At 71.9% G+C, this 17,970-nt stretch carries 10 protein-coding genes and 1 pseudogene; 2 read left to right on the top strand and 9 right to left on the bottom strand.

The features are described 5' to 3' along the window. Positions 1-31: 31 nt before the first annotated feature. The 4 genes from ACZ4XJ_RS23075 to nrdR form a co-directional block, all read right to left on the bottom strand. Positions 32-922, bottom strand: coding sequence for an arylamine N-acetyltransferase family protein (locus tag ACZ4XJ_RS23075; RefSeq protein ID WP_468497190.1), 891 nt, complete (start codon positions 920-922; stop codon positions 32-34). 146 nt (positions 923-1,068) lie between these two features. After that, positions 1,069-2,190 (bottom strand): hypothetical protein, encoded by a 1,122-nt coding sequence (locus ACZ4XJ_RS23070; protein WP_468497189.1) that lies wholly within the window; start codon positions 2,188-2,190, stop codon positions 1,069-1,071. 214 nt (positions 2,191-2,404) lie between these two features. Beyond that, a complete protein-coding gene (locus ACZ4XJ_RS23065) occupies positions 2,405-5,296 on the bottom strand; it encodes a vitamin B12-dependent ribonucleotide reductase (RefSeq protein WP_468497188.1) in 2,892 nt (963 codons plus the stop codon). 138 nt (positions 5,297-5,434) lie between these two features. Next, positions 5,435-5,947, bottom strand: a complete 513-nt coding sequence (nrdR, locus tag ACZ4XJ_RS23060; RefSeq protein ID WP_362879274.1) for a transcriptional regulator NrdR — start codon at positions 5,945-5,947, stop codon at positions 5,435-5,437. A gap of 583 nt (positions 5,948-6,530) precedes the next feature. Here nrdR and lexA point away from each other — a divergent pair. Continuing rightward, positions 6,531-7,322, top strand: coding sequence for a transcriptional repressor LexA (gene lexA, locus ACZ4XJ_RS23055; RefSeq protein ID WP_468497187.1), 792 nt, complete (start codon positions 6,531-6,533; stop codon positions 7,320-7,322). Between the two features lie 160 nt (positions 7,323-7,482). Here the strand turns inward: lexA and ACZ4XJ_RS23050 are convergent, their stop codons facing one another. The 5 genes and pseudogenes from ACZ4XJ_RS23050 to ACZ4XJ_RS23030 form a co-directional block, all read right to left on the bottom strand. Further along, positions 7,483-9,453 (bottom strand): ATP-dependent DNA helicase, encoded by a 1,971-nt coding sequence (locus tag ACZ4XJ_RS23050; protein ID WP_468497186.1) that lies wholly within the window; start codon positions 9,451-9,453, stop codon positions 7,483-7,485. Then, a pseudogene (locus tag ACZ4XJ_RS23045) lies at positions 9,450-10,018 on the bottom strand (IucA/IucC family C-terminal-domain containing protein); the annotation flags it as partial. The gene ACZ4XJ_RS23050 and the pseudogene ACZ4XJ_RS23045, both read right to left, overlap by 4 nt. Before the next feature lie 457 nt (positions 10,019-10,475). Beyond that, positions 10,476-11,150: a GNAT family N-acetyltransferase gene (locus ACZ4XJ_RS23040; protein WP_468497185.1), complete on the bottom strand. Its 675-nt coding sequence runs from the start codon at positions 11,148-11,150 to the stop codon at positions 10,476-10,478. A 30-nt stretch (positions 11,151-11,180) separates the two neighbouring features. After that, positions 11,181-12,968 carry an IucA/IucC family protein gene (locus tag ACZ4XJ_RS23035; RefSeq protein ID WP_468497184.1) on the bottom strand — a complete coding sequence of 596 codons (1,788 nt, stop codon included), beginning with the start codon at positions 12,966-12,968 and terminating at the stop codon, positions 11,181-11,183. A 1,994-nt stretch (positions 12,969-14,962) separates the two neighbouring features. Then, positions 14,963-16,318, bottom strand: a complete 1,356-nt coding sequence (locus tag ACZ4XJ_RS23030) for a diaminobutyrate--2-oxoglutarate transaminase family protein (protein ID WP_362879284.1) — start codon at positions 16,316-16,318, stop codon at positions 14,963-14,965. Positions 16,319-16,682: 364 nt separating this feature from the next. Between ACZ4XJ_RS23030 and ACZ4XJ_RS23025 the strand changes: the two genes are divergently transcribed. Further along, positions 16,683-17,858, top strand: coding sequence for a trypsin-like serine peptidase (locus tag ACZ4XJ_RS23025; protein WP_468497183.1), 1,176 nt, complete (start codon positions 16,683-16,685; stop codon positions 17,856-17,858). Positions 17,859-17,970 lie beyond the last annotated feature (112 nt).

The following is a 17,970-nucleotide window of genomic DNA, read 5'->3' as shown; positions in this document are numbered from 1 at the left end:
GCGCCATCGTACGGGCCGGGCCCGGCCCGGGTCAGTCCCTTGAGCGGTGGATCCGGACCAGTTCCGCCGCGTCCCGATCGGACAGCCGGAGCCCGAACTCCCGGTCGAGGAGCCCGATCAGGTCCTCGGCCGCGACGGCCTCCCGCTCGGTGCGCCCGTCGGGGTGGAGGCGGGTGAGTTCGCTGCCCACCAGGGTCTGGCGGACGGCGTCACCGGGGAGCTGAACGAGGGTCCGGCCGACGAAGGAGGAGCGGGGGTGGGAGGAGCTGTAGTGGTTCAGCACGACGTAGTCGACGGGGTGGTAGCGCTGCGGGGAGAAGGCGTACAGGTCGCGCCAGGCCCCGGCGCGCAGGGCGCACAGGACGAGGATCCCGTCCTCCTCCGCGCGGACCCGGAACGTCCACTGCCCTTGGCGGACCTCGCGGCCGGGCCGTGCGAGCGGTACGGGCTCGCACGGGCCCTGGTAGCCGAAGCCCGCGTCGCAGAGCCACGGTTGACCGTCGATGGCGACGACGAGGACGGCGTGCGTCACCGCGAGCAGCTCATCGCCCCGAGTACGGTTGCGGGCTCCGCGCCCGGACACCTCGAAGCCGATCCGCTCCAGGGCAGCGGCCAGCAACGAGTTCTGCTCGTAGCAGTAGCCGCCGCGACGGCCGTGCACGATTTTGTCCTCCAGGGCCTTGACGTCCAGTTCGACGGGGCGGCCGAACAGGACGTCCAGGCTCTCGAAGGCGATGGAGGCGGTGTGGGCCCGGTGCACTGCGTACAACGTCTCCAGGTCCGGACGGAGTTCCCGCGCCCCGGTACCGGTTCCGCGGCCCCGCCCGCCGCCGCTTCCGTCCACCGGCCCGGTTCCGTCCCCGTTGCCCAGGCCGATCCGCACCAGGTACGCGTCCAGGTCCAGCTCGTCACCGCTCCACATGGCTCCCCCACTCCCCCGCGTGACGTTCCGGGGGCGCACCCCGTGGCGCACACCCCGCACCATGATCGCCGCGGCCGGCCCGCACGACCAGCCCGCCCTCCGGAGGACCTGACCGCGTCGCGGAGCCGGCCGGCCCCCGCCGGGCGCTACGCCTCGGGCTCCGGTGGGACGCGGTCGGGGAACGCGCGCAGCCTCAGCCGCGGATCGCGGTGGTTCGCCAGCCAGCGCATTCCGTAGTCCTCCGCGGCGATACCCGCACGTGCGACCCCGGCCCAGTCGTCCCGGTCGAGGACCGCGAGGTACCTCGACCGAAACTCCTCCCGCTGCTGCGTGGAGCACCCGACGTCCTCGGGCGACACGACCGTCAGGTGCTGGGCGAGCAGCGCGCACATGTAGTAGCGCTCGAGGTCCGGTCCCAGCGAGCCCACCCGCCGGGAATGCGCGTCCAGTACCGCTGCCGCGTGCGGGTAGTGGCCGAGGGTCATCCCCATTCCGGAGCACACTGTCATCCGGTACAGCAGCCGACCGGTGTGGTCGACCATCCCGATGTCGTCGTCGAGCTCGTCGAGCACCTCGTGGGGTCGGGCGACCTCGATGAACCTGTCCACGAAGTACGCGTTGAGGAAGTCACCGTCGAAGGCCCTGCGCAGCAGCCACGGGTGGATGGCCGGGTCGTCGAGCCCGCACAGGGCGTGCACGACGTGGACGCGCCCCCAGCCGGTGACCCGCTCGGCGAGCCAGAACAGGGCCCCGACCCCACCCGGCAGGCCTTCCAGAGCGCGCGCCGCCCACGGCCCGAAGCCCCGCGAGAGCAGCCCGATGGTCCGGATCAGCGGGATGTCGTCGTCCGTACCGGAGGCGGTCAGCAGGGCGAGCCCGATCATGACCACGGCCCGGTCGGTGCCGTGCCGCACCAGCCACCGGCCGGTCACACGGGCCTGCTCGCGGTCCGCCGCCCGTGCGGCCGCCGCGACGATGTGATCTTCGGGGAGGTGTGAGATTCCGAGGCCGTGAACGACCTCGGCCAGCTCGACGGGAGGGGCGGCGCGGCGCGCGAAGTGCGCGTCGACGTGGGCCGCCGCGTCCCGCTCGGCCCTGTCGCGGTCGGCGGGTTCGGTCAGGGGCCGGCGCCGGTACGTCGCCTCGTCGGGATACGGTTCGCCGTTTCGCGGCAGCGGCTCGTCCGGGAACCGCCGGTGCAGCCACAGCGCGTGCTGGAACAGGGTGGTGGGTGATCCGGGAGTTGTCGTCCCGGTCGTCCCGCTCATCGGCGGATTGACGACTCGATTCTGTTGATCATGTCGGGGAGCATGCCACGGCCCGGCGCCGCCGACAAGGCCCCACCCGCGGGCAGCCGTTGCACCGCTCCGGTCGCGGATACGACGAAGGGGACCGCCCGTAGGTCGGTCCCCTTCGTGAGCTGTCGATCAGCTGTCCGCGCGGGCTACGTCACATGTCGCGTCCCGTACGGTCTGGCGCGGATCAGCTGCAACCGCTGGTCGAGCCGCAGCCCTCGCAGATGTAGCAGGAGCCGGCGCGCTGCATCTTCGTACCGCACGAGAAGCACAGCGGGGCGTCGGCGGAGACGCCGAGCTGCATCTCGACCAGTTCGGCGTTGCTGTGCGCCGTCTTCGGAGCCGGGACCGGAACGATCGCGACCGGCTTCGGGGCGGCCGGAACGGCGGCGACCGGAGCCGACTGGGCGAGGGTCTCGGTGTCCAGCTGCTCGCCGTCCATCGGCTCGTAGGAGCCGGTGTCCAGGTGACGCTGACGCTCCTCGGCGGAGTGGATGCCGAGGGCCGAGCGCGTCTCGAAGGGCAGGAAGTCGAGCGCCACGCGACGGAAGATGTAGTCGACGATCGACTGCGCCATCCGCACGTCCGGGTCGTCCGTCATACCGGCCGGCTCGAAGCGCATGTTCGTGAACTTCGCGACGTACGTCTCCAGCGGGACGCCGTACTGCAGGCCCACGGACACGGCGATGGAGAAGGCGTCCATCATGCCCGCGAGGGTCGAGCCCTGCTTGGACATCTTCAGGAAGACCTCGCCCAGACCGTCGTCCGGGTAGGAGTTCGCCGTCATGTAGCCCTCGGCGCCACCGACCGTGAAGGAGGTGGTGATCCCCGGGCGGCCCTTCGGCAGGCGCTTGCGGACCGGGCGGTACTCGATGACCTTCTCGACCGCCGCGCGGATGGTCTCCTCGGCCTTCTCGGTGACCTCGGTCTTCTCCGCTTCCTTCTTCTTCGCGGAGAGGGGCTGACCGACCTTGCAGTTGTCGCGGTAGATCGCGAGCGCCTTGACGCCCAGCTTCCACGCCTCGAAGTAGATCTCCTCGATCTCCTCGACGGTCGCCGTCTCCGGCATGTTGACCGTCTTCGAGATCGCGCCGGAGATCCAGGGCTGGATCGCGGCCATCATGCGCACGTGGCCCATCGCGGAGATGGAACGCTCGCCCATGGCGCAGTCGAACACCGAGTAGTGCTCGGGCTTCAGGCTCGGGGCGTCGACGACCACGCCGTGCTCGGCGATGTGCGTGACGATCGCCTCGATCTGCTCCTCCTGGTAACCCAGGCGGCGCAGGGCCTGCGGGACGGTGCCGTTGACGATCTGCATCGAGCCGCCGCCGACGAGCTTCTTGAACTTGACCAGGGCCAGGTCCGGCTCGACGCCGGTGGTGTCGCAGGACATCGCGAGACCGATGGTGCCGGTCGGCGCGAGGACGGAGGCCTGGGAGTTGCGGAAGCCGTTCTTCTCGCCGAGGCGCAGGACGTCCTGCCAGGCCTCGGTGGCCGCGGCCCAGATGATGTTGTCCAGGTCGTCGGTGCGCGGCGCGACGGCGTTGGCGTCGGCGTGCTGCTTCATGACGCGCTTGTGCGAGTCGGCGTTGCGGGCGTAGCCGTCGTACGGGCCGACGATGGCGGCCAGCTCGGCGGAACGCTTGTACGCGGTGCCGGTCATCAGCGAGGTGATCGACGCGGCGAGGGTACGGCCACCGTCCGAGTCGTACGCGTGGCCGGTCGCCATCAGCAGGGCGCCGAGGTTGGCGTAGCCGATGCCGAGCTGGCGGAAGGCGCGGGTGTTCTCGCCGATCTTCTGGGTCGGGAAGTCCGCGAAGCAGATGGAGATGTCCATCGCGGTGATGACCAGCTCGACGACCTTGGCGAAGCGCTCGGCGTCGAAGGACTGGTTGCCCTTGCCGTCGTCGTCGAGGAACTTCATCAGGTTCAACGAGGCGAGGTTGCAGGACGTGTTGTCCAGGTGCATGTACTCGCTGCACGGGTTCGACGCGGTGATTCGGCCGGACTCGGGGCAGGTGTGCCAGTTGTTGATCACGCCGTCGTACTGGATGCCCGGGTCGGCGCAGGCCCACGCGGCCTCGGCGAGCTTGCGGAAGAGCGCCTTGGCGTCGACCTTCTCGATGACCTCGCCGGTCATGCGGGCCCGCAGGCCGAACTCGGTGCCGTTCTCGACGGCCGTCATGAACTCGTCGTTCACGCGGACCGAGTTGTTGGCGTTCTGGTACTGGACGGACGTGATGTCGTCGCCGCCCAGGTCCATGTCGAAGCCCGCGTCGCGCAGGGCGCGGATCTTCTCCTCCTCCTTCACCTTGGTGGCGATGAAGTCCTCGACGTCAGGGTGGTCCACGTCCAGGACGACCATCTTGGCCGCGCGGCGGGTGGCGCCGCCCGACTTGATCGTTCCTGCGGACGCGTCGGCGCCGCGCATGAAGGAGACGGGACCGGAGGCGTTGCCGCCGGAGGAGAGGAGCTCCTTGGAGGAGCGGATGCGGGAGAGATTCAGGCCGGCGCCGGAGCCGCCCTTGAAGATCATTCCCTCTTCCTTGTACCAGTCGAGGATCGACTCCATGGAGTCGTCGACGGCGAGGATGAAGCAGGCGGAGACCTGCTGCGGCTGAGGGGTGCCGACGTTGAACCACACCGGGGAGTTGAAGCTGAAGATCTGGTGCAGGAGCGCGTAGGTCAGCTCGTGCTCGAAGATCTCGACGTCCGCCGGGGAGGCGAAGTAGTCGAAGTCCTCGCCGGCCTTCGTGTAGGTCTTCACGATCCGGTCGATCAGCTGCTTCAGACCGGTCTCGCGCTGCGCGGTGCCTACCGCACCACGGAAGTACTTGCTGGTGACGATGTTGACCGCGTTCACCGACCAGAAGTCGGGGAACTCGACGCCGCGCTGCTCGAAGTTCACCGAGCCGTCGCGCCAGTTGGTCATGACGACGTCACGGCGCTCCCAGCTCACCTCGTCGTACGGGTGCACGCCCGGGGTGGTGTGGATGCGCTCGATACGCAGGCCGCTCTTGGCAGCCTTGGTCCCCTTGGTGCGGGAACCTCGCGCCGAGCCGCTCGCCGTCTCTGTCATGCCGCTTCCTCCCATATGCGGGCAAAAACGCCCTAAAGTGCCATCGCTATTCCGCGGCACGGTGCTGTGTGTCTTGTATCTACGAATCTCGCCCTGCCGAGCGACGGGCCGGGCCGCGCCGAGGTGCGGCCCGTCGGGTCAGTCGGCGGCGGAGGCGGGCACGGGGACGACCCGAGGGGTCCCTCCGGGCTCGCACTCGTGGGGAGGCCGGGGCTCGCGGAGCTCCGCGATGGCGGCCTCGAAGTCTTCAAGGGTGTCGAACGCTCGATAAACGGATGCGAACCGCAGGTACGCGACGAGGTCGAGCTCCTGCAAGGGGCCGAGTATGGCCAGACCCACGTCATGGGTGGTCAGCTCGGCGCTGCCGGTGGCGCGCACCGCCTCCTCGACCCGCTGGCCGAGCTTGGCGAGGGCGTCCTCGGTGACCGGCCGTCCCTGGCACGCCTTGCGGACACCAGAGATGACCTTGCTACGACTGAAAGGTTCGGTGACCCCACTGCGCTTGATCACCATCAGTGAGGCCGTCTCCACCGTCGTGAAGCGACGGGAGCAGTCGGGACACTGACGGCGCCTACGGATCGACGTTCCGTCATCGGTGGTGCGGCTGTCGACGACCCGGCTGTCGGGGTGCCTGCAGAAGGGGCAGTGCATGGTTCCTTCACCCTTCTTGTGGCACGACCGAATCACCCCATGGGCCCCTGAACGGCAAGGACGAGTCCCTGCCGGGGGCTCATGAAGCAGCTCCCAGCATATGCGATCCCGGAGACCGTGACCGACCCGGGGACCACAACTTGTGGGCGGCGGCGCTCATCCAACCACTAGATCTTGGGTTGGAATGGATTTCCACCACTCCGCGTGTCGCGGCGCCCGACGGGCGGTGACGGGGCCCGCCGGTGCCAAACTGGACATCGACCCCCACGGCGGTGGCCGCAATGGAAAAGGTACCGTAAGGACGGAGCGCGGAGCCGAACCCGCGTTCGACACGACGGCCACCCGGCGCCTCGGGGCGGTCGCGCGACGCTCGCCGATGGTCACGGAACGTGACGATCGAACGGATTCAGCGGGTCGATATCGGCGACCCGGTCGGTCTATCGCCCGTTCAGCCCAGCCATACACCCAGCCCTCTACGCCAGGCGAACGATCCTCGATTTTTCACTCGAACGTGTGTTTGGCGCAACCTTTCGAAAGCAACTACCGTTGTCCAGCTAGGGAGAACATTTCGAGAGGGGCCGACGTGACCACCACCGCAGACAGTGCCACCATCACTGCCCAGAACCGCTCCCAGAGCCGACTTGAGCCGGTGCATGCCATGAACGACGCAAGTCCGAACCCCGAGGCGGAGCCCGTACGCCCCGCACGGTCGCTGCCAGGGCGACCTCCAGGCATCCGCGCCGACAGTTCCGGGCTCACGGATCGGCAGCGGAGGGTCATCGAGGTCATCCGCGACTCCGTACAGCGCCGCGGCTACCCGCCGTCGATGCGCGAGATCGGCCAGGCGGTCGGCCTCTCCAGCACCTCATCGGTGGCGCACCAGCTGATGGCCTTGGAGCGCAAGGGCTTCCTACGCCGCGACCCGCACCGTCCCCGCGCCTACGAGGTGCGCGGCTCCGACCAGCCCAGCTCGCAGCCGACGGACACCACCGGCAAGCCCGCCGCGTCCTACGTTCCCCTGGTCGGCCGGATCGCGGCCGGCGGCCCCATCCTCGCCGAGGAGTCCGTGGAGGACGTGTTCCCGCTGCCCCGCCAGCTGGTGGGTGACGGGGAGCTCTTCGTCCTCAAGGTCGTGGGCGACTCCATGATCGAGGCCGCGATCTGTGACGGCGACTGGGTGACCGTCCGCCGCCAGCCCGTCGCGGAAAACGGTGACATCGTGGCCGCGATGCTGGACGGCGAGGCCACCGTCAAGCGCTTCAAGCGGGAGGACGGTCACGTGTGGCTACTCCCCCACAACGCCACCTACCAGCCCATTCCTGGTGACGAGGCCACCATCCTCGGCAAGGTCGTCGCCGTACTGCGCCGGGTCTGACTCCGCCGCCCCTCAGTCGGCTCCGGGACCCACTGCGCCGGTCCCGGAGCTGTCGCATGCCCGGATTCGACGCGATCCGGCGGAATCGGGGGCGCTCCGGAGCCGGTGCTCCGGAGCCAGCTCGTGCCGGGAAGCGCGTTCGCGTCCCTGTCGGTCGGTCCTACTTGCCGTCCGCCTGCGCCGTGGCGTCGATCGCGGCCAGGGAACGGCGGGCCTGGTTGCGGTCCGTGGTGTACCAGAAGTCCGGCAGCGTGGCGCGCAGGAAGCTCCCGTAGCGGGCCGTGGCCAGCCGCGGATCCAGCACGGCGACGACACCGCGGTCGCCCGAGGCACGGACGAGTCGGCCCGCGCCCTGCGCCATGAGCAGGGCCGCGTGCGTGGCGGCGACGGCCATGAACCCGTTGCCCCCGTGCTCCTCGACCGACTTCTGCCGCGCGCTCATCAACGGGTCGTCGGGGCGCGGGAACGGGATCCGGTCCATGACCACGAGCTGGCAGCTCGCACCCGGCACGTCCACGCCCTGCCAGAGGGACAGCGTCCCGAACAGGCAGGTCTTCGGATCCGCCGCGAACGTCTTGATCAGCTCGCCGAGCGTCTCCTCGCCCTGGAGCAGGATCGGGTTGTCGAGGCGGCCGCGCAGCTCCTCGGCAGCGGCCTTGGCCCCCCTCATCGAGGAGAAGAGGCCGAGCGTGCGGCCGCCCGCCGCCTCGATCAGTTCGGCGAGCTCGTCCATCATGTCGCCGCGGGTGCCCTCCCGACCCGGCGTGGCCAGGTGCTTGGCGACGTAGAGGATGCCCTGCTTCGGATAGTCGAACGGGGACCCGACGTCCAGGCCCCGCCAGACCGGGACGTCCTCCCCTTCGACCCCTTCCGGAGACAGGCCGAGCGAGGCGGCGATCCCGTTGAAGTCGCCGCCCAGCTTGAGGGTGGCGGAGGTGAGGACCACCGAGCGGTCCTCGAAGAGCTTCTCGCGCAGCAGCCCGGACACGGAGAGCGGGGCGACGCGCAGGGTGGCGCCGAACCGGTCGTGGCGCTCGTACCAGACGACGTCGTACTCGGATCCGGCCACGATGCGCTCCGCCACGGAGTGGACGGACTCCACCGCTGCCAGAGCCTGCTTGCGGACGGCGTCCTCGTCCTGGACGGACTTGTCGCGGGTGGCGCCGATCGCGGAGATCACGTTGCGCGCCGCGTCCCTCAGGGACATCAGGGCGTAGCCGAGGTCCTCGGGGACCTCCTCCAGGCGGCCCGGGAGCGCCAGCTCCATGACCCGTTCGAAGGACTCGGACGCGGTCTGGAGGGAATCGGCCGTCTTCTCGTCGACGAGTTTGGCCGCCCGCTTCACGGCCCGGTTCACCTGGCCCGGCGTGAGCTCGCCGGTGGCGACGCCCGTCACGCGGGAGACGAGCTCGTGAGCCTCGTCGACGATCAGTACCTCGTGCTGCGGAAGCACCGGCGCCCCTTCGATGGCGTCGATGGCGAGCAGCGCGTGGTTGGTGACGACCACGTCCGCGAGCTTGGCCCGCTCACGGGCGGACTCCGCGAAGCATTCGGCCCCGTACGCGCACTTCGTCGCGCCCAGGCATTCCCGCGAGGAGACCGAGATCTGGCTCCAGGCCTTGTCGGAGACGCCGGGGGTGAGGTCGTCGCGGTCGCCGGTCTCGGTCTCGTCCGCCCAGTCGCGCAGCCGGATCAGGTCCTGGCCGAGCTTGCTGGTGGGGGCGGCCGCCTCGAACTGGTCGAAGAGTCCCTCCTCCTCGTCCTGCGGGGCGCCCTCGTGGAGGCGGTGCAGGCAGAGGTAGTTGGACCGGCCCTTGAGCATGGCGAACTGCGGGCGGCGGCGCAGCTGCGGGTGCAGCGCCTCCACCGTGCGCGGGAGGTCGCGCTCGACGAGCTGGCGCTGGAGGGCCAGCGTCGCCGTCGCCACGACCACGCGTTCGCCGTGCGCGAGGGCCGGCACCAGGTAGCCGAGGGACTTGCCGGTGCCGGTACCGGCCTGGATCAGCCGGTGGGAGTTGTCGTCGATCGCTTCGGCGACGGCTTCCGCCATGGCCACCTGGCCGGGGCGCTCCGTGCCGCCGACGGCGGAGACGGCGGCGTGCAGCAGGTCGGGGAGGGAGGGCTTCGTCATAGCACTGCCAACCCTACGGGGCGCCACCGACAGTGGTGGCATCGATCAGCGGTCACGATCGGGTGCAGGGGGTTGGGCACCGTGCGGTGCCTGACCGCGTGCGGGCGCTGTGGGCGGTCGCGGTAGCCGTCCTCGTGCAGCCGGTTCCGGTTCAGGCAGAGCCGCTCGATCCGCTCGGTGAGCAGGTCGAACTGCTCGCGGCGGTTCTTCAGCTCGGGAAGGTGTGCCTGGAGGCGGGGGATTTCCGCCCGTACGAGGGACCAGAAGTCGCACTCGGGGACCGCGAGCCGGTCCTCGCAGATCGCCGAGGGGTAGCGGAAGACGCCGATGAACAGCCTGGAGTGGATGCACTGGGTGAGGAAGGCCGGCGGCTCGGTGAGCAGTGCCGCCCGGACGTCGTCCGGCATGGAGGCGTGCTCGGGGAGGGGGTGCGGCTGATGTCGATGTCGTCCACGAGGTCCTTGACCGCGATGCGGACCGGTACGTCCTGTTCGTCGAAGATCGCGATCGTCTTCTCGCCGTGCGGGGAGAAGACGGTCCCGTAGCGGTGGAGGAAGTGGAGCAGCGTGAGGCTGAGGGTGTCGGGGGCGACCTGCCATTGCCGTAGGCGCGGCGGTGGGCGCGGAACCCGGGGCTGCTGCCGTCGTCCAGGGTCAGGGTCCAGGCGTCTCCGGCGGCGGCCGGGGCCGGAACGGGGCTGATGATCTCCTCGTACGCGAACTCTCCGAGCATCTTCGCCAGCAGTCGTCGGGCGGCGAAGTCCCAGGTGGGGCGGTTGAGTTCGGGGGGCGTGCCGGGGCGCTCGGGCGACGGAAGCAGGGCGGGCTCCGGGGAGTCGGGGGTGGCGGGGAAATTCGGCACGGGACTCCTCGAGGATCGGGAACTTTGCTGCGTCGCGCAGAGTTTTCGAAGGGAGAGGTGTTACTGGACGGATGCCGCGAAGATGGTCGGACCGGTCGCATCGGTCGGATCGGCTCTCTCGATCGGAGCGGATGACCCGTTCGCGGAGTGTGGTGCGGCGATCAGAGAAGGTTGCGCAGCGCTCGCTCCCGGAACATCAGGGCGGCGCGCTTTTCGGGGAGGTCGGTTTCCGCGGCGTAGCGGAAGCCGGCGGTGAGGAAGGCCGATACGGAGGGGGTGTTGGTGATGTCGGGTTCGGCGATGACGCGCGTGCACCGGGGTCGGTTGTCGAGGACGAGGTCGGCGACGGCGCGCAGCAGGGTGGCGCCGAGACCGCGGCCGCGGTTCGTGCCTTCTCCGATGAGCAGGTGGAGACCGGCGTCGTGGGGCTGCGCCGCGTAGTACTGGGCCAAGGGGTCGAGGTCGGCCCGGTAGATCTCCCAGTAGCTCATGGGCGTGCCGTCGAGCAGGCCGATGCACGGGGTGCTGTGGCCATCTCCGTCGAGTTGGGCGCGCAGGTGCGCGGCGGTCACGGTGGCGGGTCCGGCGAGGTCCCAGTAGGCGGCGACCTCGGGGTCGTTCATCCAGCCGGCGAGGAGTTCCAGGTCACGGTCCGGGCGGACGGTTTCGAGGCGGAAGGCACCGATCGGAGTGGCCACCGCGCCCCAACCGGCCGGGGAATCGAGGAGATCGGCCTCGGCGAGCAGGGGGAGCAGGCCGGCGGCGAGCCGTCGCCCGGAGTCCGGGTTGGAGACCGGTGCGGCGAGGGAACCGGTGGGGGTTTCGGTGGAGGGCATCGGCTCTTCTCCGGGTCGGTGAGGCGCGCGTCAGGTGTGGAGGGGGTTGGTGATCGTGACGTAGACGGACTGGGTCTCCACGGGGCCCACGAGCTCGTCGAGGCCGCCGAGGCGGGTGAGCAGGTTCGCCTTGCATCGGAGGGTCGGTGAGTCGAGCAGTTGCGTGGGCAGCGGGCCCAGGTGCGCGGCCTTGCCGAGGAAGCGCCGGAACGCGGCGAGGAGCACCCGTTCGTCGGCCAGCCTCTGTGCGCCGAAGGCGCCGATGAGGCCGAGCACGTTGTTGATGCCGAGGTAGTAGGCGAAGCGTTCGTCGGTGACGGCGTCGGGAACGAAGGTGTCGCTGGTACTGCCGATTCCGGGAAGTCGACGTTCCAGTTCCGTTCGACGGGAGTCGCGGAAGTAGTACCCCTGGTTGTCGCGGAAGCGGCCGCCCACGGGCCAGCCGGCCGGGTCGAGGATCACCAGGGTGTTCTGCTGGTGGGCTTCGAGGGCGATGCCGGCGAGCGCGTCGAAGGCGAGGATCGGCAGGACGACGTGGTCGAGGTAGCGCAGGAACCACTCCGTGGACACGGCCGAGGTGGAGCGTCCGGTGGCGGAAGCGAGGCGGAGGACGGAGTCGACGAGCCGGGACCGCATGCCGGCCCGGCCCGGCCAGGGGCGCAGGGAGGTGAGTGCGGCGACGCAGACGGCGTCGTCGTGGGGACGGAAGGGGTTGTGGCGCAGGAGGGCGTCGAGTCCTGGGACGGGAGTGCCGTCCAGGGCATTGACGGCGACCCAGGCCGGGTCGCGGACGATGTCGAAGCCGGGGTGGGTGGCCTGCCACTGCTCGGCGAGGCCGGTGCGCAGCAGCCGGTGGACTTCGACACCGCGGTGGAGTTCCTTGCGGAGGTTCTCGCGGCGGGAGTTGGTGATGCGCAGGCCCAGGGAGAGTTTGAGCATCGCGGGGCTGCCGGGGCGGTGGACGGTGCGGACGGAGGAGGTGGGGTACCAGGGGGCGCCGTGCGGGCCGAGGTCGGTGAGGAGTCCGGCGTCGCGGAGGGCGGCGACGGCGGGGCGCTGGAGGAGGTCGTGGGCCTGCCAGGGGTGCAGGGGAAGGGCGGTGGTGCCGACGGGCAGCGGGAGCCCCGGGGCGAGGCGGGCGAGCAGTTGGGGGGCGGAGACCGGACGGCCGCGTTCGGTCCAGGCGGAATCGGTGGCGAGGGCGGCGGGTGCGACGGCGAACCAGTGAAGGGGGAACGAGCCGTGCAGTTCGGGTGAGTAGCGGCGTACGTCGGCTTCGGAGAGCCCCTCGCGGCTCTTGGGGTCCGGCTGGAGGGGGTGGCCGAGGAGGAGCGACTGTTCGGCGGTGAGGAAGCGGTCCGTGTCGATGGGGGCGGGGGCGGTGGGGCGGTGGCGCCGGTCGGCGATGAACTCGGCGGTGCGGCGTACCGAGTCGGCGACCCGGCCCACGAGGTCGACGCCGGCGCGGCCGGTGCCCTCGCGGGCCAGCAGGGCGGCGACGGTGACGGCGTCCAGGGCGGAGGCCGTGACGGGGGCGCCCTCGATCCGGACGGGCGCGAACCGGTGCCAGCCCGCCGGGGACCAGTACCGGACGGGGACGAGCAGGGTGACGCCGGATGCGGGGAGGGGGATGCGGAGCAGGGGGCCGGCGGGCCCGTCGGGACGGTGGATGCCGCTCTCCCGGACCCAGCACCGCAGCAGGTTCTCCACCGTGGCGGCGTCGGCGGCGACGGCCGGGTCGGCGTGGTCCAGCAGGTCGGGCAGCGCCGCCGCTTCGGGCCCGTCCGGCCCGACCCCGCCCGCCCGCTCCCGAGGCACCCCGTCCTTCTGCCGCGGCACCCCCACCCCCGCCCGAACCTCCGCCACGCCGAAGCCCGCGCCGGAGGCGGGGGTGGGGGCCGCGCCGGAGGCGGAGGCGGGCGGCGTTCCGGGCGTGGGGGCCGTCGCCGGGCTGGGGCTCGTCGCGTCGGCGGGCGCTGGGTGCGCCGGGGGGGCTGGAGCGGGTGGCGCCTCGGGCGTGGGAGCCGTCGCGGGGGTGAGGCTCGTCGCGCCGACGGGCGCTTCGCCGGAGGCCGGCTCCCGGAAGTGGGCAGGGTGCGTCCCGGAGGCGGGGGCAGCCGCGCCGGCGGGCTCGGCCGAGGCTACCTCCAGGCAAGGGGCTGGGCGCGTCGCGGGGGCAGGGACAGCCGCGCCGGCGGGCTCGGCGGTCGGCGCTGGCTCCGGGTAGGGGGATGGGCGCGTCGCGGCAGCGGGGGCCGTCGCGGGGGCGGGGACAGCCTCGCCGGCGGGCTCGGCGGCGAGGGTTGCCTCCGGGGAAGGAGCTCGGTGCGTCGCGGGGGTGGAACCTGCCGCGCCGGCGGGCCCCATGGCCGGTGCCGACTCCGGGGAAGGGGCCGGGGGCGTCGCCGGAGTGGGGACTGCCGCGACGGCGGGCCCGATGGCCGGTGCCGGCTCCGGGGAAGGGGCTGGGGGCGTCGCGGGGGCGGGGGCCGCCGCGCTGACGCGCCCGGAGCCGGAGGCTGCGTCTGAGGACGGGGCTGGGTGCGTCGCGGTCTGCGGGTGCGGCATGGCGAGCTCCGCTACTGAGGGAGCGGGCTCCGCGTCGAAGGTGGTCGCTGGCAAGGGAGCGGGCTCCTCGGCGAGGACGAGTGGGGTGGACAGGCTCGACGGCGTGACGGGCGCACACCCGGCCTGTGGGGACGGGCCGGAGGGCTCCACGGCGCGCAGTGTTGCGTGTTCCTCCTCGAAGAGGCCCGAGAAGTCGACGGACGTTGATGCGACCGTGGTCAGCGGGACGTGAGCCCCGGCGGTCATGGGTGCCTGGGCAGTGGCGAACAACTCCAGTGAGGGGACAGCTTCCGGTGCCGGGGACGACAGCGTTCCGGGAGTCGATGCGTCGAGGGACGACCCGACTCGGAGCCCTGGCGGCACGGGCTGCTCGTGAGCGACAGCAGGCAACACAGAGAAATCGGAAGACTCCCCCGCCCAGAACGACAAGGCTCCGGACGGCGGCGCGACGACGGAGGGCCGAACCTCACTCTCCGGGGCTGCGGTCGCCTGAACCCGTGTCGATGACTCCGGATATACGGGCGGCTCACCGGCCCACGAGGACAGCGCCCCGGGGGACGGCACCACGGCGGATGCTCCGGCGCGGGATCCAGCAGGCTCCGCCAGCGGAACAGACGCCGCCACCGGCGTGGCTGCCACTCGCCCGGCGACAGATCCGACGAATGCTGAGGGCGTGCCGGAAGCCGCTGCCGGTGCGACAACTGCCGTCTCCGGGCAGGACCCGGCAGGCTCCGAGAGGAACAGGAAAGCCGCCGCCGGCGCCTCGCCCACCCGCCCCACAGCCGGACCGACACAACCCGGCGGGACCACCTCAGGCCCCGCCGGCACGGCGCCCACACCCCCGGCACCGGAACCCGCAGCCTCCCCCGGCACGGCCGGGACCTCCCCGACCACCGGGCCCGCGCGCTCAGGCGACCGGGCCGAAGCCGCCGCCGGCCCAGCGACCACCCGCCCCACAGCCGGACCGACACGACCCGGCGGGACCACCGTAGGGACCGCCCGCGCGGCGCCCACACCCCCGGCACCGGAACCCGCAGGCTCCCCCGGCGCGGCCGGGGCCTCCCCGACCACCGGGCCGGCAGGTTCCGCGGGCGCCGCCGGTGTGGCGGGCGGGCGGTCCGCCGCCGAGCCGGCGGGGTCCGGCGGGAGGGGGCGGGTGGCCGAGCGGGGCGCGAGGCTCGGGGTGGGGCCGGCGGGGGGTGGGGTGGGGGTCGGGTCGGGCATCGGGGTCCTTCGCGTGCGGGTCAGTGGGGGCGGCGGGCCGCGGCGGGGACGGCGTCGGCGAGGCGGTCCAGGACGGCCGTCGCCTGCTCGTCGGTCAGGGTCAGCGGGGGCAGCAGCCGGACGACGCTGGAGTGGCGGCCGCCGAGTTCGACGATCAGGCCCCGGTCCAGGCACGCCTGGCGGACGGCGGCGGCGAGGTCGGGTGCGGCGGCGCCCGTCCCGGGGTCGACGAGCTCGATGCCGATCATCAGGCCGCGCCCCCGGACGTCCCCGACGCACGGCTCGTCGGCGGCGAGCCCGCGCAGCGCGGTCAGCATGCGTGCGCCCAGGACGGCAGCGCGTTCGGCGAGGCCGTTGCGGCGTACGTGGGCCAGGGTCGCGGTGCCCGCTGCCATGGCGAGCTGGTTGCCCCGGAAGGTGCCGGCGTGCGCGCCCGGTGCCCAGACGTCGAGTTCGGCCCGGTAGACGATGACGGCGAGCGGCAGGCTCCCGCCGATGGCCTTGGACAGGACCATCACGTCGGGCACGACCCCGGCGTGGTCGACGCCCCAGAAGGCACCGGTGCGGCCGACGCCGGTCTGCACCTCGTCCGCGATCAGTGGAATGCCCCGGGCGGCGGTGATCTCCCGCATGCGGCGCAGCCAGTCGTCGGGGGCCGGGTGGACGCCGCCCTCCCCCTGCACCGGCTCGACGATCATGCCGGCGGGGGCGGGTACCCCGCCCTTGGGGTCGTCCAGCAGGTTCTCCGTCCAGTGCGCGGCGACCCGTGCGCCCTCGGCTCCGCCGATGCCGAAGGGGCAGCGGTGGTCCTGCGGGTAGGGCAGTCGGGTCACCCGTACGTCGGTTGCGTGCCCGGAGGCGTCCAGGGCTCCGGCGGTCATGCCGTGGTAGGCGCCGGTGAAGGTGAGCAGTCCGGAGCGACCGGTCGCGGCGCGCACCAGTTTCAGCGCCGCTTCGACGGCGTCCGTACCGGCGGGGCCGCAGAATTGGATGCGGGCGTCGGCGGCCAGTTCGGGTGGCAGGTTCGCGAAGAGCTCGGTGGTGAAGGCGTCCTTGACGGGAGTGGCCAGGTCGAGGACGTGCAGCGGGGCCCCCGAGTCGAGGACTCCCCTGATGGCTTCCAGGACGACGGGGTGGTTGTGCCCGAGGGCGAGGGTGCCCGCGCCGGAGAGGCAGTCGAGGTAGCGCCGCCCGTCGGCTCCCTCGATGGTCAGCCCGCGGGCGCGGACGGGAACGATGGGCAGGGAACGGGCGTACGTCCGGGCGGCGGACTCCCGCAGCGCCTGTCTGCGGAGGATGCCCTCCGCCACGACGGGGCCCCGCGCTCCCTGGGGCGGCACGGAGGCCGCTGCTGCGGCCGGCTCGGTCAAGGCCACGTCTGTCGGTCCTCCCGCACGGAATTCCCTTCCGGATTGCGTCTCGAACATGAACGCTGGTGCACCATCCCCCGTACGTACCAACGACGGGGGAGGCGACGGATCACGGGTGGCCCGAAGATCCTTGGCCGCGATCGGACAAGACCGCGTGCCGGGTGCTCGGGACGAACGGCCGACCCGCCGGCCCCGGATCCGCACGGCCGAGCACGGCCGACGGGACGACGAGGACGCCCACGACGGGCCGGACCGCAGGAACCGCGGACCCGGGCGCCGCCGTCCTCAGGGGCGGCGGCATAGTGGGGGGCTGCACGCCACCCCGATCCATTCCGCTCGAACACCTCGAAACACCAGGGGGACTGACGACATGCGACCGAACCGACCGGTCACCGCGATCCTGTGCGTGGCCGCGCTCGCGCTGACCGCCACGGCCTGCGGACCCGGCGACGGGGAGGCCGGCGGCGACGCCAAGCCGACCGTGGCTGTGAACCTGCCTTCCGGCGCCCCGTCCGGGATCAAGATCCCGGACGAGCTCAAGGACAAGCTCAAGCAGCACGGCTTCGACCTGGAGAAGTGGAAGGGGGGCGAGTGGAAGAACTGGCAGAAGGACGACTGGCTCCGCGAGGCGGGCGACTACATCAACCCCATCATCGAGGGGCTGTGGGACCCGGACCGGATGCGTGACGCGGAACAGCCGCAGCGGCCGGCCGTGGATCCGGACGCCGGCAAGGACCAGGGCGTCACCGACCCGACCCCGGCCGCGGTGACGGCGAAGCCCGCCGCCGCTCCGTACCACTCCAGCGTCCCCGCGTCGGGCAAGGTCTTCTTCGACGGCCCCGAGGGTTCGATGGTCTGCTCGGCGACCGTGGTGAAGGACCCCGCCCACCCGGGCAAGTCCAACATGGTCTGGACGGCGGGCCACTGCGTGCACGCGGGCAAGGCCGGCGGCTGGTACCGCAACATCGCCTTCGTGCCCTCGTACAACAACACGGGCAAGCCGGCGGCCGCGCTGAAGGGCGCGCCGCGCGAGCAGGTGGCTCCGTACGGCGTGTGGTGGAGCGACTGGGCGCAGACGTCCGACCAGTGGATCGCCACGGGCGGTCCGACGGGCGGCGCGGGTGCCCCGTACGACTTCGCGGTGTTGCACGTGACGCCGGAGAAGGGCAGCGGCAAGTCGCTGGAGGAGACCGTCGGTACGGCGCTTCCGGTGGACTTCGCGGCTCCGGCCGTCGGGAAGGTCGCGGGCATCACGGCGACGGGTTACCCGGCGGCGGCTCCGTTCGACGGGCAGAAGGCGTACCAGTGCGCGGACAAGCCGGGACGGCTGACGCTGAAGGCGGCGGAACCGGTGATGTACCGGATCGGCTGCACGATGACGGGCGGCTCCTCGGGGGGCGGCTGGGTCGCCGCGGGCGCCGACGGCAAGCCGGCGCTGGTGTCGAACACCTCGATCGGTCCGGCGAAGGCCGGCTGGCTGGCCGGACCGCGGTTGGGTCCGGAGGCCAAGGGGATCTTCGACGCGGTGAGCGGCAAGTTCAAGTAGGACGGCCCTCGGCGCCCTGTGGCACGGTCCGCCGCCTCTCCGTAGGACGGCCCCTCGGCTCTCCGTAGGCCGCTCCGCCGGCCGACGCCCGACATGACGCAGGGCCCCCACC

This window comes from Streptomyces sp. NPDC029836 (assembly GCF_055574495.1).
Note: the sequence above shows the minus strand (reverse complement) of the source record. Positions and strands in the feature narration are given on the sequence as shown.